Here is a 19,594-nt window from a genome sequence, read left to right on the forward strand (position 1 = left end):
TGCAGTCAGGCAGCCGTCGTCACGTCCGCCTCATTCGCCTTCGAGCGGGCGGCTTCCATTCGGGCCGCGCCCAGCGTGTTGGCGAGCAGACACGCGATGGTCATCGGCCCGACGCCACCCGGAACGGGCGTGATCGCGCCGGCGACCTCAATTGCCTCGTCGAAAGCGACATCGCCGACAAGCTTCTCGGCTCCTGAACCGGACTTGATGCGAGTGATGCCGACGTCGATGACCGTTGCGCCCGGCTTGATGAAATGACCGCGGATCAGGCCCGGGACGCCGGTTGCGACAACGAGGATGTCGGCTTCCCTGCAGCGCCGTTCCAGATCGGTGGTCCGAACGTGCGCGATGGAGACCGTGCACATCTCTTGCAACAGCAACCGCGCCATCGGCCGGCCTACGACGTTCGATGCTCCGACGACCAGTGCTCCGAAGCCGGCGATGTCGTCGTGCACCGATTTGATCAAACGCAGGATGCCGAGAGGCGTGCACGGAACCAGGGCACCTTCCATTCCGGCGGCCGTCCGCCCCACGTTCAACGGATTGAATCCATCGACATCCTTGTCGGGCCGGATAGCCGTCACGACGCGCGCGGCATCGATCTGAGAGGGCAACGGAAACTGAACCAATATCCCGCTCACGGCGGGATCGCGGTTCAACTGCTCGATCAGGTCGAGCAACAGCCGCTCCGGCGTGTCCGCAGCGAGCACGAACCGGCGTGATCGCATGCCAACAGCTTCGGTCTGCCGCACCTTGTTCGAGACATAGACGTGGCTGGCGGGGTCGTCGCCGATCAGCACGACGGCCAACTCCGGGACCGCCGCGCCGCCGGCAACCAGGGCGGCGACGCCTTTGGCCACTTCATTCCGAACCTCGGCAGCGAGCGCCCTTCCATCGATGATGCGCGCGGACATGGGCGGGTCAGACCTTGGAGAGATCAGCGCGCCGGTTGTCCTTCTTGTAGGGCGCCAGCGCCACCTTGGCGCGGATCTGCTTTTGCCGACGTCCGGGCTCGCCCCAGACCACGACGACCTCATTGCCAATCTCGGAACGATCGACGTCGATGGTGCAGAGCGACAACATTTCGCGGAAGAAGTAGCTATATCCCCGCGACGTCGTCACGCCGACGTCCTTTCCGCCACTCAGCACGCGGTCGGCGTACATGAAGCCGCGCTGGTCGCGAGGCATCTCCATGTACTGGTACGGCTCATGCTCCTTCTGAAAGAGGGAGGCGTGAACGTCGGCCACATCGTCTCCGTTCCAGACGAGCGTGCGGATCACGCGCTTTGGATGGGCAATTTCGTCCTCGAGCGCCGCGCGTCCGATGAAGTCATGATCGAACTTGATGTTCTTGGCCCAGCCCAGCTCGACCGGGCTCCGGTACCAGTCACGGACGTCGTCCGACTGGAAGCTGCCTGCGATGTTGAAGGTCGAGGCGAACCCCGGCATCGCTGCGCGGAACTCATCCTGATACTCCTTCATGTCCTCGTCGAAGATCGCGGGCATGTAGTCGGTGACGATCGTCGGGAAGCAGGCCTCGAGGTGGTTGATGAAGATCGCGCGGCCGCCGATCCGGCGCAGGCCGAACTCCTGGCCGGCAGCGACGATGGCGTCGTAGACGGCCGCCGCCTGCCCCATCGGCCCCTGAAGCTCGAAGCCGATCTCGCCGGACATGCCCTGCCGCAGCGCGAGCATCTTGCAGCCGGCAATCTCGATCTCGCCCGAATGCATGAACTTGACGTCTCGCAGCGATTGCTTCGCGACCTTTTCAAGGAGCGCGAGCGATGTCGGCCCCTGGACCTGGAAATTGAACCAGTCATCGGCTGCGGACGTCACCTTGTAGTCGCCGTGCCGGCGGATGTAGTCGACCCAGAATGTGCCGCGCCCGAACAACATGAACTCGTCTTCGGACAACCGCGTGAGGATGCCCTCGGCGATGACTTTTCCCTGCTTTGTCGTATGGACGACGTGCTTGGACTGACGGATGTCGAACTTCTGGAAGCTGTTGACGGAAGTATCCGAGAAAAGCTTCAGGGCGTCGGGTCCCTTGAAGCGCCGCTCCCAGAGGAACGACCAGTCGCCGATCGCGCAGGTCTCCTTCCACGACATGCTCTCGTCGATCCAGTCGGTGTATTCGGGAAGGCCCCAACGCGAGGTGAAATAGCCTTCGGGGGTCTTGCGCATACCCTTGGGGGTCAACATTGTCGTGCTCCGTTTCTCAATTGGAGAAGACGATCGTTCGATCGCCGTTGATGATGACGCGGTCCTCGAGGAAGAGATGGACCGCGCGCGAGAGGACGCGCCGTTCGATGTCGCGCCCCTTCCGGACCAGATCGTCCGGCGTATCGCGGTGGCTGACGCGCTCGACGTCCTGTTCGATGATCGGACCTTCGTCCAGATCGCTCGTCGCGAAGTGCGCGGTCGCTCCGATGAGCTTCACGCCACGCGCGTGCGCCTGGTGATAGGGTTTTGCGCCCTTGAACCCCGGCAGGAAGCTGTGGTGGATGTTGATGCAACGGCCATGGAGATGGCGCGAGAGATCGTCCGAGAGGATCTGCATGTAACGCGCGAGAACGACGAGATCGGCATTCGTCGTCGCGACAAGCGCCTTGATCTGCGCTTCCTGCTCCATCTTCGTTTCCTTCGTAACCGGAAGGTGATGGAAAGGGATGTCGCCGACGAGGCTCACGGCAAGGGCCGAACGCGGATGGTTGGAAACGATCCCGACGACGTCCATCTGGAGCTCGCCGAGCCTGTGGCGATAGAGGAGATCGCCCAGGCAGTGATCGAATTTGGAAACGAACAGGAGCACGCGCTTGCGTTCGGCCGGGGATCGGAGCTTCCACTCCATGCCGAACCTTCGGGCGATGATCTCAAGGCCTGCTCGCGCCTTCTGCGCGCCCTCTTCCGACAGTGTGACACCGACCCTCATGAAGAAGCGTTCGCTCATGATCTCGTCGACCTGCGCCGCCTCGATGATGTTGCCGCCGTTCTCGAACAGACAGCGCGAAACGTCGGCCACGATCCCGGGCACATCGCGGCATGACAGGGTCAGGATGTATTGAGAGCTTCCAGCAAGTTCAGGCTGCATCTGCGGACGATTCCTCGCGCCACGCGCGGTCGTGCTCCGACGCACCGACGGGGTGAGCGGATGTGGAAAAGGTGAGAGGCGGACTGAGGAAGGGGACCGGACCAGCCTGTGCGGCCGGCGACCTACGGCTTTGATTTCACTCCCAAAGTCACCCCTGCGGGCGTTGGAGGAGACCATCGCCCATAAAGCCGTCATTGAAAATCCGGTATTATTCAATACAAGATATCAATGTGATGGATATCAGACGGCTCGACCTGAACCTTCTTCTGCTGCTCGACGGGCTCTTCCGCACCCAGAACCTGTCGGCGCTCTCGCGTGAGCTCGGAATGAGCCAGCCAATGGCCAGCACCGGCCTGCGCAAGCTGCGGGATTTCTTTGGCGATCCCCTGTTTCTCTCGACCGGGCGCGGCATGCGGCCAACGCCCTTCGCGGAATCAATCGCCGAAGCCGTGCGGACAGTGCTGTCCACCGTCGATCAGCAGATACTCCGCAAGCCGCGTTTCGTGCCGGAAGACAGCGACCGCGTGTTCACTGTCACAACCTCGGATATCGGCGTCCTGATTTTCATCCCGCCGATCCTCCAACGCATTCGCAGCATGGCTCCCGGAGCGAGCTTGCGGTGCCTGCCGACGTCGCACGAGGATCTGGAAGACGCGCTCGAAAGCGGCGAGATCGATCTGGCGATAGGCTATTTTCCGGACCTCGTCGGTCCGAACATCGTGACGGAGGATCTGTTCGATCATCCCTTCACCAGCATCGTCCGCAAGGACCATCCAACGATCGGTGACACCCTCTCGCTCGAACAGTTTCTCGCCGCGGACCATATCGTCGTAAACCAGCAGGGGCGCAGTCAGGAGATCTTCGAAAGGCGCGTTCGCGAGCTCAAGCTGCAACGCCGCGTCGTGCTGCACCTGCCGCATTTCATGAGCGTGCCGCAATTGATTGCGACGAGCGACATGATCTCCACCGTGCCGTTCTCGCTCGGGGCCTGGTACGCGAACGCGGGGCTGAAGCTGCTGCCCCCGCCGGTCTCGATACCTCTCATCGAGTTGAAGCAGCACTGGCACCGGCGGATGGACAACGAACCCGCCGTGCGATGGCTTCAAACGATCGTGGCCGAGGAGCTCCGGGACCGCGACCCCGCGCTGGCGATGTCGGCCGATTATGCCAAGTCGCGGGCCAAAGCCGCGGCACCCATCGCCGGGCGGTCTGCGGCAACGACGACGTCACGGCGGCGGTAAGCGCGCGTCACGAAGAGTTCACCATTTGGAGGAAACCGCGCCAGTCCGCGCGTACCGGCTACATCAGCGGGGAAAATGTAGTGAACGCGGTCTTGGCATTTAACGCTGCTGGAAAGATCAAGACCCTGAGCTGTGGTCCGCCAGCACCAACTCATGCGTCATGTCGTCTTTGACGCGGTGCCTTTCAATGAGGGGCGCCGGCGACCATTTCATCCATATTCCGGTGCCAGACGCCAGCTCGCGGCGCGGGTGGCCGGCTCGTCGACCCAGGCTTCCCGCGCGAACCATGCGTGATCGGTGCGGCAGATCGGACACCGGGTGCGGGAGAAAAACACCGCGCGGCGTCCAAAGCTCTCGCGATCGGTCTTGATGCCGGTGGGAATCGCGTGTCCGGTTTGTGGACATTTGACCATGACCATTCCCATGTTGCCCTCCCTTGCGATTTGTCTTTGTTGTGGTTTGCAGAAAAACACCGGCCGGCTGGAATGCGCCTCTCGTCGGTGCGAGGCCTGAGAGGCATCGCGCACCTTGTTGGTCGAGCATGGGGCAGTGGGGCGTGCTCGCTCAGTTGAGCGTGTTCCAACCAGCCGGATCTCCTCCTCAGACGAACCCGAATGTGAAATTGAACGCGCTTTTAGCCGCCTGGGTGGAGGACCCTGGTGAAATGCTTCCTGATCGGCTCACCCGTTTCCGTCGCGAGCTTCTGGGCAAGCGCCCACAATTCCCTGTTCTGGTCAGAGGCGGTGTCGAAAGCCTTGCGCGCTTGCGCCGCCGACAATGTATAGGCATCGGTCGCGGACTTGCTGCCGAACAGATCGACGAAGAAATCGAGCGCAGAAGCGGCATTGGCGTTTGAGATTTCGAACACCTTGAGCCCGTAGTCGGTCGTGCATCTCGCATTGCTCGAATAGGTCTCACGCAGCGCCTGCGTCATTTCTTCCGATGCGGCCTTGATCTTCTCGCAGCCTTCCCGTGCGCGGGCGAGGCCCTGCTCGGCAAGCTCGCGCCCCACGCCGGGCAACACGACCTTCGAGAAATCCAACCATGGCATCGCGAAAACGTTCGTTCCGTTCGGCGGCAGTTTCGTTTGGCTTTCAGTCACGCAACATTTCCTTTCTCAAGCGAAAGCACTCCTCGCAACGCTCGCTTGCGTCACGAGAGCTCACGCTCTGTGTTCGATCAGATTTTGGATGAGCCTTGATCTAGCCCCGACCCGCCACGACTTTGTGCTGCGAGAAGCGGGAAGTCGGTTCGGTTTGTGACTCTCGCTCAAACTTTTTTTGGAATTGTCAACACAGACGAAGGTATGTCGGGGAGTGACTGTGCATAACTGGGATATCGCAAGGGGCAAGAAGTTCCTTCCTTAGCGCAAGCCTTGCAAAGGAGCCCCGCGCTGGCTGCGTCGGGATGCGCTACGTTTGCGCAAGAACGGACATCACGCGACGTGCCTGCAACGGTAGCTTGCAAGCCTCAAGCCGCCTGCCCTTCTGGCTTCACCCTGCCCATCGCTCACGGGCCACTTTCGGACAAACGAAACCGGCGGAGTGTGCTGGCGGAGTTCCTGAACGGCCCTTTCAGTAGCTTGTGCTCATCATCGCGTAGATCGCGCCGATCGCGGTGAAGGGCATGGTTCGCCCAACTCTCTCACCGCAGCGTTTGCCGCGCTCCGGAAATTGGAACCCCTTATGGTGTTACCCATACGCATTTTGCAATTGTGCCACATAGCGCTTGAATCTAAGTCCTGAATGATGGCGTAAGGCAAAACGCGCCTCGCGGTCGCGTGTGTTCGGAGTTTTATTTTTGAAATTGAGAGCTTCCGCAGCTGAATTGGATTTCGGAGCGCGAAGCGTACGCGGTTTCAAACAAAGTTCGAGTTTGCCGTCCTATGCCGCTCGAAATGCGGTTCGCGGTGGGCTACCGTGACGCATCCCAGCGGAATTGGTAACCGACTTCTCGCCGCCCTACCGGCGGCAGATCTCGGTCTGCTAGCACCCGAGCTGGAGATGGTCGCGCTCGATCGGGACGCGGTCATCTCGCGGGCGGGTGACCAGACCGAGCACGTCCTCTTCCCTCATAGTGGGGCCATTTCGGTGATGATCGACATGGCGAACGGGGAGACGGTCGCCAGCGCTGCGATAGGGCGCGAGGGAGCAGTAGGCACCCTTTCCGTGCTGGGGCCGTCCCCTGCGGCCCTTACCGCCATCGTTCGTGCCGCCGGCACCGCCTCGCGGATCCCCGTATCGCGATTCCACGCGGCTTTTAGCCGTAGCCCCGCGATCCGCCACGCTGTCCAGCTTCACTTCAAGGCAATGCTGATACAGCTACAAATCGGTGGAGCCTGCAATGCGCTGCATCCGGTCCAAGCCCGCATGGCACGCTGGCTGCTCCATCTTCACGACCGCGTCGACCACGACGTCCTCCCGCTCACGCAGGAGACGCTTTCGCAAATACTGGGTGTGCGACGGACGACGGTGACGCTCCTGATGCGCAATCTGCGTGCTTCCGGAGCGATCAGATCCGAACGGCGAGGCGAAATCGAGATCGACCCATCGCGGCTCGCAGCGGCGGCGTGCGAATGCCGCGACACCATGCGTCTCGAAGTCGACGATATCTTTTCTATCGATCCAGCTTGAACTCGCGTTTGGTTCTGCCGAGGCAGATTTGACCGTGACGATGACCGGTTTAGCCCGAAGAGCCGACGCCAGAGCGAGGAACGACATCCGGCGCCAGGGGCCAGAGGTCGACAAGGCGCGCGGGCTGTTGTCGTCGCAGCGCCTGATTACCGCTCCTCGGTCGGATGCACCCATTTGTAGGGCGTGATGCTTTGCGTGGCCGTCAGCTTGATCATGTGGACGGGCGGCGCGGAACGTCCCTTTCGGCACGACCGGCACTTGAGCGAGGCTTCCAGCTTCCAGATCGGCGTATCGCGGGGACGGCGGATTGCGTCGAGCGGCAGGCTCGCACGCGCCTTGCACCTGTTGCACTCGACCTCGAGCCAGCCCATGCCGCCGTTCAGGCATTGGCCGATCGTCGGCGAGGGCTGCGAGGGACCACCGTAACCTTCCATGCGGACCGACCAGGCTTCGGCTTCGGCCCGATCAGCCTCGCGAACCGCCTTCCTGGCCTCCTCGCGCGCGTGCTTGGCCGAAATTTCCGCACCCAGAATCCGGCCGCCCCAGATGACCTCGCGTGATTTGGTGCTCATGCCGTCATCAAAGCTGCGCCCGACGGCGCTGGCAAATTATCGATCGCTAGTAGGTTGGATCCGCAATTCGATACTGCGGGTCGTGGGTGTGGAAAACCGAGGCTGAAGATCCCGTGGCGAAGCCGCGGCGCCAAGGGCTTGGCGTGGCACCGAAGGCCTGGCATGGCAGCAGCTGTCAGGCGACAGTAGGACGCAACTTCAAATCGCTTGCGCCGTTGAAGCCGCGCGTCTCGCGAGTTATCGATCCACCAAACCCGCCTTCCATCGGAGGAATGCATGAGCACCATCACCGGCGGCTGTCACTGCGGCGCAATCCGTTACGAGGTCGAGGGCGAGGCGATCGTGCATGCGCTGTGCCACTGCCGCGATTGCCGGCTCCACGCCGGCGCTCCGGTGGTCGGCTGGACGATGTATGCGGAGAGCGCTCTCAAGGTGACCAAGGGCGAGCCGAAGGTGTACCGCTCCTCTGAACATGTCCGGCGGCACTTTTGCGCCAATTGCGGCACCGGCCTGTTCTACGACAATGCCAGCCTGATGCCCGGGATCATCGATATCCAGAGCGCGACCTATGACGATCCCGACGCCGTGCCGCCGACGATGCACATCCAGGTCGCCGAGCGCCTGCGCTGGATGGAGCACGCGCACGAACTGCCGACGTTCGACCGCTTTCCGCCGCAGCCGTAAGCGCGAGACATCATCGCCGGCTCGGCCTCGCCGTCAGCCTTTCGTGCTTGCAGTCTTGTCCAGCGCGGCGCGCAGCCCGTTCGCGAGCTTGACCGCGTCGTCATTGGCCCAGAAGTGCATGAAGAACAGTCGCGGCTGCTCGTCCAGCATGTGGCTGTGCAGCGCCGTGACCTCGATGCCGTGCGTGCGCAGCGCCACGATGACCGGGTTCACCTCGTCGCTGGTCAGCACGAAATCGCCGGTGATGGCGGCCTTGCCTGCTCCGGTCGGCTGGAAGTTGATGGCGATCGCAACGCCCATCGCACCGACGGGGGTCAGCAGCATGCCGTCCTCCGTGATCGGGTCGCGCCGCTTGACGTTGAACTGGTAGACGCCGCCGTTGGCCTGCCCCTTGACGCCGATGACCTGATCGAGCTTTGCGGTGTCGAGGTCGATGGCAGGCGGCGGGCCCGCCGGCACCGCGACCGTCAAGGGGGTTTTGCTTTCGGCCAGCGCATCGTGGATCGCCGAGGCCAGCTTGACGGGATCGCCGTGTCCGGCGACGTGCATGTAAAACGTCGCCGGGCTCGCACGCAGCAGATGATTATGCACGGCGGTGATCTCGATACCGCTCGCGATCATCTTCGCCATCACGGGATTGATCTCGGTCTCGAGGAGCACGAGATCGCCCATGACCATGGCACCGCCATGCGCGGGCTTGAACGCGAGCCAGCCGCCGAGCGCCAGCGCCGGCTTGATCGTCACCCCGTCCAAAGTCACGGTGAGATCGGTGCGAGGAAAGCCGTAGCGGTGGACATCGTCCGCGACGGCGGGCTTGCGGCCCAGTGTCTCGTCGACCTTCTTCCAGTCGAGTTCCTGCGCATGGGCGCTCGCGATGAAGCAGGCACCGACGCCGATCAGTGCCAAAATTGTCTTTCGCATTGAACTGCTCCCTAAGCTTGGATTTCAGGCTCTTGTGCCCCGGGGTTCACTTCTGCTCCTTGATCTGGCCGCTGCTATCCATGACAAGCCGCACCTCCTTGCCGTTCTTCACGGCTTTTGCAGTCGTGCCCTCGGCGGTCGATTTGATGTCGCTGACCTGCGTGTAGCCGGCCGCCTGGATTTTGGCGACGACCTCCTCTTGTGTCAGAGCGCGTGCGCTCGACAGCCCGCTGGCGATCGCCAGAAAGAGGATTGTGTGAAAGATGACTCTTCTCCGCATGACATTCTCCTGGCGTCTCCTGCCCCAGGTGAAGTCGTTTTCGGCGCGGCGCGACGAGATGACGCCAACGCGCTTCGGCGCGGCCGCCGCGCACGAATGAAAAATCACGATTTGTCTGATGAGATTGGGAAACGATGACATGCTGCGCCCTTGGTGATCAGGACGCGATGCTTGGGCATGTCGCCTCGCGGGGAGATCGCAAATCCCCGTCACGTCGAATAGAAACCCGGGTGGCCCAGCTGTCAACCGGCGCATCGCCGAGGCGCGTCACGAAGAGTTCACTCGGAACGGAACCGCGCCAACCGGCATCTTGAAACGATCGGGCGATCTCATTAGGGTTCGTCACGTGGGGACGAAGCAGACTCCCCGTGAGACCCCGGTCCAAGCTCTGCGCAGCACGCCATTCGTGGAGCTTGCGCATGGACACCGACTTCTCTTCCCGCAATGTTATCGCCATCCTCTCGCGCGGAGACGCCGCCGCGCGAGCGGCCGCAACGCCGCACAATAGCCGCTTCGTCCGCGTCTTCGAAGCCCTCGCCGCGTTCGGCATCGACGCGCGCCCCGTGATCTACGACGAGAGCTTTGCCGACGCAGTCCGCGATCAACTGCTCGCGGCCGACGGCGTGCTGGTCTGGGTCGATCCGATCCACCAGGGCAAGACGCGCGCCGAGCTCGATATCCTGCTGCGCGACGTCGCCGCGCGAGGTCCCTGGGTGAGCGCCCATCCCGACGTGATCCTGAAGATGGGCGTCAAGGAGGTGCTTTACCGAACGCGCCACCTGGGCTGGGGGACCGACACCCATCGCTATGACACCGCCGCGGCGTTCCGCGCCGAATTTCCCTCGCGCCTTCGGGCGGACGGCCCCCGCGTGCTCAAGCAAAATCGCGGCAATGGCGGCCAGGGGGTGTGGAAGGTCGAAGCGCTTCCGAACACGACCGAGACGGTTCGCGTGCTCCATGCCCAGCGCGGGAGCCGGCCCGAGGACATCAGGTTCGACGATCTGGTGGCGCGCTGCGCGCCGTATTTCGGCTGGGGTGGCTGCATCATCGACCAGGCGTTTCAACCTCGTCTGCCCGACGGGATGATCCGCTGCTACATGAGCGGCGCCAGGGTCGCGGGCTTTGGGCACCAATTGATCAAGGCCTTGATCCCACCGCCTCCGGAAGGCCTCGACGCGCCCGAGGCGCAGCCCGGACCGCGGATCATGCACGGCCCTGATGCCCCGCCGTTCCGGGCGCTGCGAAGGTCGATGGAGGATGAATGGACGCCGCAGATGGTGGAAACGCTCGGCATCGATGAATCGTCACTGCCAGTGATCTGGGATGCGGATTTCCTGTACGGGCCGCGCGATGCGGCGGGCGCCGACACCTACGTGCTGTGCGAGATCAACGCGAGCTCCTGCTTTGCGATCCCCGAGGAGGCGCCGGCGGCGATCGCACGAACGGTGACGCACCGCCTGCTGCGGAGCCAGGAGACACGGTCCGGCTGAGCCAAAGCCCGGGAAGCCGGACGGCGTCTCGCGATCCTATTCGGCCGCTTGCGGAGGGCGCATGCCGTTCTCCATTTCAACGGCATGTTCGTCGACGAGCGCCGGTTGCTCGCCATCAGGCAGCCCCCGCCCCTTCACCAGCCCGAAAATCGCCGGGATCACGATCAGCGTCAGCAGTGTCGAGGAGATCATCCCGCCGATCATCGGCAGCGCGATGCGCTGCATGATCTCCGATCCGGCGCCGGTGCTCCACATGATCGGCAGCAGGCCCGCCATGATGGCGACCACCGTCATCATCTTGGGCCGGACGCGCTCGACCGCGCCCACCATGATGGCGTCATGGAGATCGCGCCGAGTGAAGACCCCGCCCTCGGCCTCGCGCCTCGCCTTCATCTCGGCCAGCGCGTGATCGAGGTAGATCAGCATCACGACGCCGGTCTCGGCGGCAACGCCGGCGAGCGCGATGAAGCCGACGGCGACCGCGACGGACAGATTGAAGCCGAACCACCACATCATCCAGATGCCGCCGACCAGCGCGAACGGCAGCGACAGCATCACGATCAGCGTCTCGGTCAGCGCCCTGAAGTTCAGATACAGCAGCAGGAAGATGATCGTCAGCGTCACGGGCACGACGATTTTGAGGCGCGCTGCCGCGCGCTGGAGATATTCGTACTGGCCGCTCCAGACGACATAGGTGCCGGTGGGGAACGGGATGCTCTCCGTCACCGCGCGCTGCGCGTCCGCGACGTAGCTGCCGATGTCGCGATCGCGGATGTCGACATAGATGTAGGTCGCCAGCTGGCCGTTCTCGGTGCGGATCGAGGTCGGACCGCGCGCCGGCTCGACCTTTGCGACCTCGCCGAGCGGCACGGCGCCGCCCGCCGGCATCGGCACCAGGATATCGCCAGCGATCGCCTTGGGATTGTCGCGCAGGTCGCGCGGATAGCGCATGTTGACCGTGAACCGCTGCCGGCCCTCCACCGTCGTCGTGACCGTCTGGCCGCCGAGCGCGGCCGCGATGGTGTCCTGCACGTCCTGGATCAGGATGCCGTAGCGGGCGAGCGCCTCGCGGTCCGGGACGATCTCGAGATAGTAGCCGCCGATGCCGCGCTCGGCGTAGGCAGACGAGGTCCCCGGGACGGTCTTGATTACCCGCTCGACCTGCCGCGCCAGCCGGTCGATCTCGACGAGGTCGGTGCCCATGACCTTGACGCCGACAGGCGTGCGGATGCCGGTGGAGAGCATGTCGATGCGCGCCTTGATCGGCATGGTCCAGGCGTTGGAGACACCGGGAAACTGCAGCGCCTTGTCCATCTCCGCAATCAGGCTGTCGACGGTGACGCCGGAGCGCCACTGCTCCTTCGGCTTCAGATTGACCACCGTCTCGAACATTTCGGTCGGGGCCGGATCGGTCGCGGTCGCCGCCCGTCCGGCCTTGCCGTAGACGGAGGCGACTTCGGGGAACGACTTGATGATGCGATCCTGAATCTGCATCAGTTCGGCCGCCTTGGTGACGGAGATGCCGGGCAGCGTCGTCGGCATATAGAGCAGCGTGCCCTCGTTCAGCGCCGGCATGAACTCGGTGCCGAGCTGGCGGGCCGGCCAGATCGTGACGGCAAGGACTGCGACCGAGACCAGGATCACCAGCGTCCTGGCGCGAAGCACGCCCTTGATCACGGGCCGGTAGATCCAGATCAGGAAACGATTGATGACATTTTTGCTCTCCGGCACGATCCGGCCGCGAACGAAGATCACCATCAGGGTGGGCACAAGCGTCACGGACAAGAGGGCCGCGGCCGCCATCGAAAACGTCTTGGTGAACGCCAGCGGGCTGAACAGCCGTCCCTCCTGCGATTCCAGCGTGAAGATCGGCATGAACGACACGGTGATGATCAGCAGGCTGAAGAACAGCGCGGGGCCGACCTCCGCGGCGGCATCGATCAGGACCTGCACGCGCGATTGGCCGGGCCCGGCGCGCTCGAGATGCTTGTGGGCGTTCTCGATCATGACGATCGCGGCATCCACCATGGCGCCGATCGCAATCGCGATGCCGCCGAGACTCATGATGTTGGAGCCGAGGCCGAGCAGCTTCATGGCACCGAACGCCATCAGCACACCGACCGGCAGCATCAGGATCGCGACCAGCGCGCTACGGACGTGCAGCAGGAACACGATGCAGACCAGCGCGACGACGACGCTCTCCTCGAACAACGTGTGCTTGAGCGTGTCGATGGCCGCGTAGATCAGGTTGGAGCGATCGTACACCGGCACGATCTCGACCGATTTCGGCAGGCTGCTCGCGATCTCCTTGAAGCGCTTCTTGACGTTCTCGATGACGTCGAGCGCATTGACGCCGAAGCGCTGCAGCACGATGCCGCTGGCGACCTCGCCCTCGCCATTCAGCTCGGTGATGCCCCTGCGCTCGTCCGGTCCGAGCTCGACACTGGCGACGTCGCGGAGCAGCACCGGCGTTCCGCCGGAGGTCTTCAGCACGATGTTGCCGAGATCGTTGATGCTCTTGATATAGCCCTTGCCACGGATGACATATTCGAACTCGGCGAGCTCGACGGTGCGCCCGCCGACGTCGGCGTTGCTGGCGCGGATCGCCTCGCGAATTTTTTGCATGCTGATGCCGCGATCCCGCATCCGCTGCGGATCGAGCACGACATTGTACTGCTTGACGAAGCCGCCGATGCTGGCGACCTCGGCGACGCCTTCGGCCTTAGCCAGCGCGAATTTCAGATTCCAGTCCTGGATTGTGCGGGTATCCGCCAGGTTCAATTCCTTGGACAGGACCGCATACTGGTAGACCCAGCCGACGCCGGTCGCATCGGGCCCGATGGTCGGGCTGACCCCGGCCGGCAGCCGCGACGCAGCGCCGTTCAAAAATTCCAGCACGCGCGAGCGCGCCCAATAGATGTCGGTGCCGTCCTCGAAGATCACATAGACGAACGAGGCGCCGAAGAAGGAGAAGCCGCGCACCACTTTCGATTTCGGCACGGTCAGCATCGCCGTCGTCAAGGGATAGGTGACCTGATCCTCGATCACCTGCGGCGCCTGACCGGGATATTCGGTGTAGACGATGACCTGGGTGTCGGAGAGATCCGGGATTGCATCCAGCGGCAGGTGAACCAGCGCGTAGAGACCGGCGGCGGCCGCAAAGCCGGTGCCAAACAGTACCAGCAGCAAATTGCGCGCCGACCAGGCGATGATGCGGGCGATCATTTGTGCTCTCCCGCCGCATGGCCCGCATCGGACGCCTGAGGCGCTCCCTCCGCAAACCCCTTGAGCGCGGCCTTCAGATTGCTTTCCGCATCGATCAGGAAGGTGGCGGATGTGACCACCGCCTCGCCGTCGGCAAGCCCGTCCCGCACCTCGATGTAGCCGCCGCCGCGCCGGCCGAGCTTCACCTCACGCGGCTCGAAGCGCCCTTCCCCCTTGTCGACGAGGACGGCCTGGCGCGTGCCGGTGTCGAGCACCGAGCTATCCTGGATCGCCAGCACGGGCGCGCTATCGGCCGTGTCGATCTCGGCATCGACATACATGTCCGGCAGCAGCGCCGCATCGGGATTGGCGAGCTCGATCCGGACGCGAACCGTCCTGGTGTCGCGGTTCACCTGCGGATAGACCACGGCGATCTTGCCGCTGAAGATACGGCCGAGAAAGCTGCGCGCGCGCACCGCCACGGACTGCCCTACCGCGATGTTGCCGAGATCGCGCTCGGCGACGTCGGCCAACGCCCAGACGACCGAGGTGTCCGCAATCCGGAACAGCACCTCGCCGGAATTGGCGCGCATGCCGTCGATCGCGTTGCGCTCGAGCACGATGCCGTCGCGCGGCGCCGACCAATGCACGGTGAGGGGCGCAACGCGCGTCCGCTCCATCTCGGCGATGACCTGTTCGGGTACGTCGAGATTGACCAGCCGTTGCCGCGAGCCGCGGCCGTACATCTCGACGCCGCCCACCGTCTTCGAGGTGATGGTCGCGAGATATTCCGCCGCGGCGGACGCCACCGCCGAACTGTAGATCTCCATCAGCGGCTGGCCCGCCTTCACCCGCGTGCCGGTGGTGACGTCGGCGACTTTCTGCACGAAGCTTTCGGCACGCATCGCGATGACAGAGACGCGGCGCTCGTCGAGCTGGATCGTGCCGGGTGCCCTCACTGCGACGCGGATCGCGCGCCGCCGGGCGGGCTCGGACTTGACGCCAGTGCGCTGGATCTTGCCCGGCGACAGCTTCACCGTGCCATCGTCGACCTCGTCGCCTTCGTAGACGGGGACGTAGTTCATCCCCATCGGGTCCTTCTTCGGCACCGGCGAGGTGTCGGGCAGGCCCATGGGATTGCGGTAGTAGAGGATTTTTCGCGAGGAAGCCGCCTGCGGTGGCTTTGGTGCCGCCGCATTCGCCTGACCGTCCTCATAGACCGGCAGATAATCCCGGCCACGGTCGTCCTGCTTCGGACCAGCGGACCAGAGCGGCGCGCCGCTGGGATCGCGGTAGTAGAGCGGGGTCCGGTCCGCCTGGGCCGAAGCCGGGGTCGCCTCGGCATGAACGGACCAGCGTCCGTGATTCGAGAACCAGTACGCACCCAAAACCAGGCCGCCGCCCAGCGCGAGTGTTGTCAGGAGACGCAGCGTCTTCATGGTGTGCCTTCGCGCGGCGTGCGCGCATCCATGTGAATGGGACAGAGGAGTTCGGACGCCGCGCGCGGCGTCCGCACGCTCACTTGGTCGCCGTGACGATCACCTTACCGGTGACGGTCTCGGACTCGCCCTGGACCTTGGCCGACAGCGTCACCTGGTAGCGGCCGGCCATCGGCAGGTCCGTCCGGAAGGCGTAGACGCCCGGCTCTTTCGACGGCAGCGGCGCTACCGCCGATTCCATCTCGGCCATCCCGTCCGGGGCCATGTCGACGCGGGTCTTGAAGATGACGGCGTCCGCCACCGGCTTGCCGGTCTGCTTGTTGGTCAGGCGAACCGAGAGCGTAACGTCGTCGCCCTTCTTCATTTGCGCAGTGACCGGCTCGAAAGCGTAATCGCCGGCGCCCGCCATCGCCGCGGAAGCGGCAAGCGAAAGGGTGGCGGCGAGCGCCGCGGTGGTGAATTTGGAAAGCATTGTCCTGTCCTCATGATCTGATCTTTCGCCGCGGCGCATGGCGCGCACGCGTCAGTCGTCGTCGCGCGCAAACGTGCTGCGCGCGTTCGGCTGTTGCGAGATCAGATTCGAGGAGGTCGGAAGGGAGGACTGCTGCCGCGGACGGAGACGACCTGATCCTCAGGGATGGCGATCGTGCTTACCGCTACGGCGAAATGCCCGAAGGCGACGGGCCTGATGGCATCGAGCGCGATGGTGCCGCCGACGCAGCAGAAGCCCATCCCGCATTTGTAACCGCCGGTCTGGGACGGCGTCCCCTTCATGTCGGGGCAGCAATCGTCCATCGCCATCCCCGCGTCGCTGCCCATCTGCATGGTCGCCTGCATGTCGTCCGACGACATGGCAAGCCCGGATGCGGACGCGCCAACGGGCAGCATCGCAAGGGATATGGCGATTGCGAATGCCAGGATGGTACGAACGAGGCGCATCTTTATCGAGTTACCCTTATCAAGGTCGCAGCGTATCCTCGTAGCATATCCCGGTGCCGGTGGCGCTTGTTGATCCGGATCAAGCATTCGTGAGCAGGGGCCGGCCGGTACCGGCCCTGCCGCCGGCCCGGCTCAGATCTTCGGGATCTTCGCCCGCTCCACCACGCCGGTCCATTTGGCGATCTCGGTCCCGATCAGCTTCTTCATCTCCTCCGGCGAGCTGCCGCGGACCTCGCCGCCGACGGCCGTCTCCAGACGCTGCCTGAGCTCGGGATCCCCGAGCGACTCCAGAGTCGCGGCATTGAGCGCGGCGATGATGGCAGGCGGCGTTCCCTTGGGCGCCAAGAGGCCTGCCCAGGTGCGCACGTCGTAGCCCTTGATGCCGGCTTCCTGCACGGTCGGAACATCGGGCAACAGCGCGGTGCGCGTCGGCGAAGTCACGGCCAGGCCGCGGATCGCGCCGCTCTGGATCTGCGGGGCCAGCAGCACGGGCGTGCCGACGATGACGGGAACGTCGCCACCGAGCAGCGCGGTGACGGATTGGGAATCGCCGCGATACGGCACGTGCACGATCTCGATGCCGGCGGTGGCGTTGAGCAATTCGCCGGCAAGATGATGCGTGCTGCCGAAACCAACCGATCCGAAGCTGAGTGAACCCGGCTTTGCCTTGGCCATGGAAATGAGCTCACCCAGCGATTTTGCGGGGTAGTCGTTGCGGACGGCGATGACGAGCGCGTAGTAGACCAGCGTCGAGATCATCTCGAAGCTTTCGGCCGGCTGGTAGGCGAGGCTCTTGTAGGTCGCCGCGGAAATCGCGTGCGCGCCGGTGACGAGGCCGAGCGTATAACCGTCGGGCGCCGCCTTGGAGATCGCGTCCGCCGCGATGTTGCCGCCGGCACCCGGCTTGGCCTCGACGATGATGGGCTGCCCGAGCTTCTTCGACAGCCCGTCGGCAATGATGCGCGAGAGCGTGTCGGCCGCGCCGCCGGCGGCAAAGCCATGCAGCAGGCGGATCGGGCGCGACGGATAATTGTCCGCCGATGCCGGGATGGTCGCGAGACAACCACCAAACAGAAAAATGGCCGCAGCAAGCCGCTTCATCCGACGCATGGATGCATCCTCCCTTAATTGTTATGTCGTTGGCCGCGCGTGCGGCGATCTTCCGTTAGACCTCACATCCGCTAGCGCGCGAACTCCGTGCATTCAGGCGATGGCGGCATGCCCCAGACGTCGCGCGGCAGCCCGACCCAGACTTTCGGCCGCTGCGGACGATCGCGATGCCAGGGACGCGGCTCGAAATAGCCGAGCTCCTCGTCCACCATCCGATCGAGGTCATGAAACAGCTCGACCAGATGACCATCGGGATTGCGGTGATAGATCGCCGTGTTGTGGCCCGGGCCGTGACGCACCGGTCCCCAGAGCACCGGGAGCTTGTGACGCGCGAGATGGTCGCAGGCCCGATGCATGTGTTCGGGGCCGCGCAGCTCGAAAGCAATGTGATGCAGACCGCGGTCAGGCGCGAGCGCGAAGTTGAGCGTGTGATGCTCGAAGCCGCTGCGCATGAACACGAAGCGGTCCTCGATCCAGTCGGAGACCCGCAGCCCCATCACATTCGCGTAAAACTCCGAAGCGGCTTTCGGATCGGGCGTGCGAAGCGCGACATGGCCGAGCTTGGCGACAGCGAGCCCGCCGATCCGCTCCTGGGCGGGCGTCGGCGTCCAGCCCTGGATCAACTCGAAACGTGTGCCTTCGGGATCGCTAAACGACAGCAGCCGGGACACACCAGGCAAGGGATCGCTCCGAAGCTCGGGCCGCAAGTCCGCCTGCTTGAGCGCGGCGCCCAGCGCCTCGATCTGGACCTCCGGGGAGATCTCGAAGGCGATGCTGCTCAGCGCGGCATCGCCGGGCTCGATCACGAGCGAGAGCTGCTCGGAATCGCTGGCGAGGAAAATGCGGTTGCCATCGCGGGCCACGAGGCCAAGTCCAATCACGCCGCGATAATAGTCGAGCAGCCGCTCTGGATCGGGCGAGGTGAAGGTCGCGTGCCGCAGCCGGGTGAAACGTGCAATGGGTGCTTGTGTGCTCATCGTGCGGTTCACCCCCTCATGGAATCATGATGATCTTGCCGAGCGCGGAGCCCTGCTCGAGCAGCGTATGGGCCTTCCTGACCTCGTCGAGCTTCAGTACCGCCGAGATCGCCGGCTTGATCGCATTGCGGCTCAAGGCCTCGATCACGCTGCGCATCAGGGCACGGCGTCCGTCACGATCGTGGTCGTAGATGTGGAAGGAGAAGCAGCGTATCGCCGGACAGATGTCGAGATGATCGCGCATCGCCGCCATCAGGTTTTCTTCCGGCAATCCGGCGAAGGCGTTGTACGACAGCAGCGTGCCCCATTTGCCGAGCGCGCCGAGATGAGAGGTGAACTCGGGACCGCAGACGTGATCGAGCACGAGGCCGACGCCCTCGCCATTCGTCAGTTCGCGGGTGCGCGCCACGACATCCTCGCTTCGGTAGAAGATTACATGATCGGCGCCGTTCGCCCTGGCGAATGCAGCCTTATCTTCGGTGGAGACCGTGCCGATGACGGTCATCCCGGCAAGCTTGGCCAGTTGCACCAGCGCCGTGCCGACGCCGCCGGCCGCGCCAATCACCAGCGCGCTTGCGGGCGCGCGCGGATGGCGGCATTCGTGCAGCAGTGCGTAAGCGACCTGATAGTTCGACAGGCACACGGCGGCCTCCAGATCGACATTGTCGGGCAGCGCGTGCACGGCATCCGCGGGCGCGACCACGTAATCGGCATAGCAGCCGCCGCGCTGGGACAGATCGCGGGCGCTGAGCAGCACCTTCTGGCCGAGGGCAAGTCCCTCGACGCCGGACCCGAGCGCAGAAATGCGCCCCGCAACATCGTTGCCGGGATTGGCCGGCAACGGCGGCATCCATTTGTAGACGCCGCGCCGGATCAGCACGTCGGGTTGACCGACCCCGAACGCCTCGGCCCGGATCTGCACCTGGCCGGCTCCGGGCACAGGCACAGGAAGCTCGACCACCTCGAGTGCATCCGGCCCACCTGGCTGACGCACCAGCACCGCCCTCATGACT

Annotated in this window: 19 protein-coding genes; 4 read left to right on the top strand and 15 right to left on the bottom strand. The window is 64.1% G+C overall.

The genetic code is table 11. The features are described from left to right. Nucleotides 1–5: 5 nt before the first annotated feature. The 3 genes from GGD66_RS16850 to purU are packed head-to-tail and all read right to left on the bottom strand — an operon-like array spanning nt 6 to nt 3,091. Complete coding sequence (locus GGD66_RS16850; RefSeq protein ID WP_183258400.1) at nt 6–914, bottom strand: bifunctional 5,10-methylenetetrahydrofolate dehydrogenase/5,10-methenyltetrahydrofolate cyclohydrolase; 909 nt, start codon at nt 912–914, stop codon at nt 6–8. A gap of 7 nt (nt 915–921) precedes the next feature. Then, the gene (locus GGD66_RS16855; protein WP_246788906.1) at nt 922–2,202 is read right to left on the bottom strand and encodes an aminomethyl transferase family protein; all 1,281 of its coding nucleotides are present in this window, start codon (nt 2,200–2,202) and stop codon (nt 922–924) included. 16 nt (nt 2,203–2,218) lie between these two features. After that, complete coding sequence (gene purU / locus GGD66_RS16860; protein WP_183258401.1) at nt 2,219–3,091, bottom strand: formyltetrahydrofolate deformylase; 873 nt, start codon at nt 3,089–3,091, stop codon at nt 2,219–2,221. A 233-nt stretch (nt 3,092–3,324) separates the two neighbouring features. On the opposite strand from purU, the gene GGD66_RS16865 reads away from it, so the two are divergent. Further along, nucleotides 3,325–4,332 carry a LysR family transcriptional regulator gene (locus tag GGD66_RS16865; RefSeq protein ID WP_092256536.1) on the top strand — a complete coding sequence of 336 codons (1,008 nt, stop codon included), beginning with the start codon at nt 3,325–3,327 and terminating at the stop codon, nt 4,330–4,332. Nucleotides 4,333–4,541: 209 nt separating this feature from the next. Here GGD66_RS16865 and GGD66_RS16870 read toward each other — a convergent pair whose 3' ends face one another. Together GGD66_RS16870 and GGD66_RS41520 are read right to left on the bottom strand one after the other, a co-directional pair. Continuing rightward, nucleotides 4,542–4,757 carry a hypothetical protein gene (locus GGD66_RS16870; protein ID WP_092256539.1) on the bottom strand — a complete coding sequence of 72 codons (216 nt, stop codon included), beginning with the start codon at nt 4,755–4,757 and terminating at the stop codon, nt 4,542–4,544. A 209-nt stretch (nt 4,758–4,966) separates the two neighbouring features. After that, entirely contained in the window at nt 4,967–5,434 is a 468-nt protein-coding gene (locus GGD66_RS41520) for a phasin family protein (protein WP_143109050.1), read from the bottom strand. Between the two features lie 901 nt (nt 5,435–6,335). Here GGD66_RS41520 and GGD66_RS16880 point away from each other — a divergent pair. Further along, the gene (locus tag GGD66_RS16880) at nt 6,336–6,965 is read left to right on the top strand and encodes a Crp/Fnr family transcriptional regulator (RefSeq protein WP_245283122.1); all 630 of its coding nucleotides are present in this window, start codon (nt 6,336–6,338) and stop codon (nt 6,963–6,965) included. 146 nt (nt 6,966–7,111) lie between these two features. On the opposite strand, the gene GGD66_RS16885 is transcribed toward GGD66_RS16880, so the two are convergent. Further along, nucleotides 7,112–7,537, bottom strand: a complete 426-nt coding sequence (locus GGD66_RS16885; protein WP_018315792.1) for a hypothetical protein — start codon at nt 7,535–7,537, stop codon at nt 7,112–7,114. Between the two features lie 276 nt (nt 7,538–7,813). Here GGD66_RS16885 and GGD66_RS16890 point away from each other — a divergent pair, with 276 nt between their 5' ends. After that, nucleotides 7,814–8,221, top strand: coding sequence for a GFA family protein (locus GGD66_RS16890; protein WP_183258402.1), 408 nt, complete (start codon nt 7,814–7,816; stop codon nt 8,219–8,221). Nucleotides 8,222–8,254: 33 nt separating this feature from the next. On the opposite strand, the gene GGD66_RS16895 is transcribed toward GGD66_RS16890, so the two are convergent. Beyond that, nucleotides 8,255–9,142 carry a DUF1259 domain-containing protein gene (locus GGD66_RS16895; RefSeq protein WP_183258403.1) on the bottom strand — a complete coding sequence of 296 codons (888 nt, stop codon included), beginning with the start codon at nt 9,140–9,142 and terminating at the stop codon, nt 8,255–8,257. Between the two features lie 46 nt (nt 9,143–9,188). Further along, on the bottom strand, nt 9,189–9,422 hold the full coding sequence (locus GGD66_RS16900) for a hypothetical protein (RefSeq protein WP_179734077.1): 234 nt from the start codon (nt 9,420–9,422) through the stop codon (nt 9,189–9,191). A 419-nt stretch (nt 9,423–9,841) separates the two neighbouring features. On the opposite strand from GGD66_RS16900, the gene GGD66_RS16905 reads away from it, so the two are divergent. Continuing rightward, nucleotides 9,842–10,912, top strand: a complete 1,071-nt coding sequence (locus GGD66_RS16905; protein WP_183258404.1) for a Cj0069 family protein — start codon at nt 9,842–9,844, stop codon at nt 10,910–10,912. A 36-nt stretch (nt 10,913–10,948) separates the two neighbouring features. Here GGD66_RS16905 and GGD66_RS16910 read toward each other — a convergent pair whose 3' ends face one another. The 7 genes from GGD66_RS16910 to GGD66_RS16940 all read right to left on the bottom strand — a co-directional run bounded on the left by GGD66_RS16910 (nt 10,949) and on the right by GGD66_RS16940 (nt 19,590). Further along, a complete protein-coding gene (locus GGD66_RS16910; protein WP_183258405.1) occupies nt 10,949–14,137 on the bottom strand; it encodes an efflux RND transporter permease subunit in 3,189 nt (1,062 codons plus the stop codon). Beyond that, complete coding sequence (locus GGD66_RS16915; RefSeq protein WP_183258406.1) at nt 14,134–15,555, bottom strand: efflux RND transporter periplasmic adaptor subunit; 1,422 nt, start codon at nt 15,553–15,555, stop codon at nt 14,134–14,136. The genes GGD66_RS16910 and GGD66_RS16915 overlap by 4 nt, the downstream gene beginning before the upstream one ends. 79 nt (nt 15,556–15,634) lie before the next feature. Then, nucleotides 15,635–16,027, bottom strand: coding sequence for a FixH family protein (locus GGD66_RS16920; RefSeq protein WP_179734069.1), 393 nt, complete (start codon nt 16,025–16,027; stop codon nt 15,635–15,637). A 101-nt stretch (nt 16,028–16,128) separates the two neighbouring features. Next, nucleotides 16,129–16,494, bottom strand: coding sequence for a hypothetical protein (locus GGD66_RS16925; RefSeq protein WP_183258407.1), 366 nt, complete (start codon nt 16,492–16,494; stop codon nt 16,129–16,131). A gap of 132 nt (nt 16,495–16,626) precedes the next feature. Next, nucleotides 16,627–17,604 carry a tripartite tricarboxylate transporter substrate binding protein gene (locus GGD66_RS16930; protein WP_183258408.1) on the bottom strand — a complete coding sequence of 326 codons (978 nt, stop codon included), beginning with the start codon at nt 17,602–17,604 and terminating at the stop codon, nt 16,627–16,629. A gap of 71 nt (nt 17,605–17,675) precedes the next feature. Then, on the bottom strand, nt 17,676–18,581 hold the full coding sequence (locus tag GGD66_RS16935; RefSeq protein WP_183258409.1) for a VOC family protein: 906 nt from the start codon (nt 18,579–18,581) through the stop codon (nt 17,676–17,678). A gap of 16 nt (nt 18,582–18,597) precedes the next feature. Next, complete coding sequence (locus GGD66_RS16940; RefSeq protein WP_183258410.1) at nt 18,598–19,590, bottom strand: zinc-dependent alcohol dehydrogenase family protein; 993 nt, start codon at nt 19,588–19,590, stop codon at nt 18,598–18,600. Nucleotides 19,591–19,594: the final 4 nt, after the last annotated feature.

The organism is Bradyrhizobium sp. CIR48 (assembly GCF_014198315.1).
Taxonomy (GTDB): Bacteria; Pseudomonadota; Alphaproteobacteria; order Rhizobiales; family Xanthobacteraceae; genus Bradyrhizobium.

Coding starts and splice junctions, on each gene's coding strand:
- GGD66_RS16930 (WP_183258408.1), bottom strand. CDS start 17,604: ATGCGTCGGATGAAGCGGCTTGCTGCGGCCATTTTTCTGTTTGGTGGT.
- GGD66_RS16925 (WP_183258407.1), bottom strand. CDS start 16,494: ATGCGCCTCGTTCGTACCATCCTGGCATTCGCAATCGCCATATCCCTT.
- GGD66_RS16865 (WP_092256536.1), top strand. CDS start 3,325: ATGGATATCAGACGGCTCGACCTGAACCTTCTTCTGCTGCTCGACGGG.
- GGD66_RS16900 (WP_179734077.1), bottom strand. CDS start 9,422: ATGCGGAGAAGAGTCATCTTTCACACAATCCTCTTTCTGGCGATCGCC.
- GGD66_RS16920 (WP_179734069.1), bottom strand. CDS start 16,027: ATGCTTTCCAAATTCACCACCGCGGCGCTCGCCGCCACCCTTTCGCTT.
- GGD66_RS16895 (WP_183258403.1), bottom strand. CDS start 9,142: ATGCGAAAGACAATTTTGGCACTGATCGGCGTCGGTGCCTGCTTCATC.
- GGD66_RS16855 (WP_246788906.1), bottom strand. CDS start 2,202: ATGTTGACCCCCAAGGGTATGCGCAAGACCCCCGAAGGCTATTTCACC.
- GGD66_RS16915 (WP_183258406.1), bottom strand. CDS start 15,555: ATGAAGACGCTGCGTCTCCTGACAACACTCGCGCTGGGCGGCGGCCTG.
- GGD66_RS16935 (WP_183258409.1), bottom strand. CDS start 18,581: ATGAGCACACAAGCACCCATTGCACGTTTCACCCGGCTGCGGCACGCG.
- GGD66_RS16850 (WP_183258400.1), bottom strand. CDS start 914: ATGTCCGCGCGCATCATCGATGGAAGGGCGCTCGCTGCCGAGGTTCGG.
- GGD66_RS16880 (WP_245283122.1), top strand. CDS start 6,336: ATGGTCGCGCTCGATCGGGACGCGGTCATCTCGCGGGCGGGTGACCAG.
- GGD66_RS16940 (WP_183258410.1), bottom strand. CDS start 19,590: ATGAGGGCGGTGCTGGTGCGTCAGCCAGGTGGGCCGGATGCACTCGAG.
- GGD66_RS16870 (WP_092256539.1), bottom strand. CDS start 4,757: ATGGGAATGGTCATGGTCAAATGTCCACAAACCGGACACGCGATTCCC.
- GGD66_RS16890 (WP_183258402.1), top strand. CDS start 7,814: ATGAGCACCATCACCGGCGGCTGTCACTGCGGCGCAATCCGTTACGAG.
- GGD66_RS16905 (WP_183258404.1), top strand. CDS start 9,842: ATGGACACCGACTTCTCTTCCCGCAATGTTATCGCCATCCTCTCGCGC.
- GGD66_RS16910 (WP_183258405.1), bottom strand. CDS start 14,137: ATGATCGCCCGCATCATCGCCTGGTCGGCGCGCAATTTGCTGCTGGTA.
- purU (WP_183258401.1), bottom strand. CDS start 3,091: ATGCAGCCTGAACTTGCTGGAAGCTCTCAATACATCCTGACCCTGTCA.
- GGD66_RS16885 (WP_018315792.1), bottom strand. CDS start 7,537: ATGAGCACCAAATCACGCGAGGTCATCTGGGGCGGCCGGATTCTGGGT.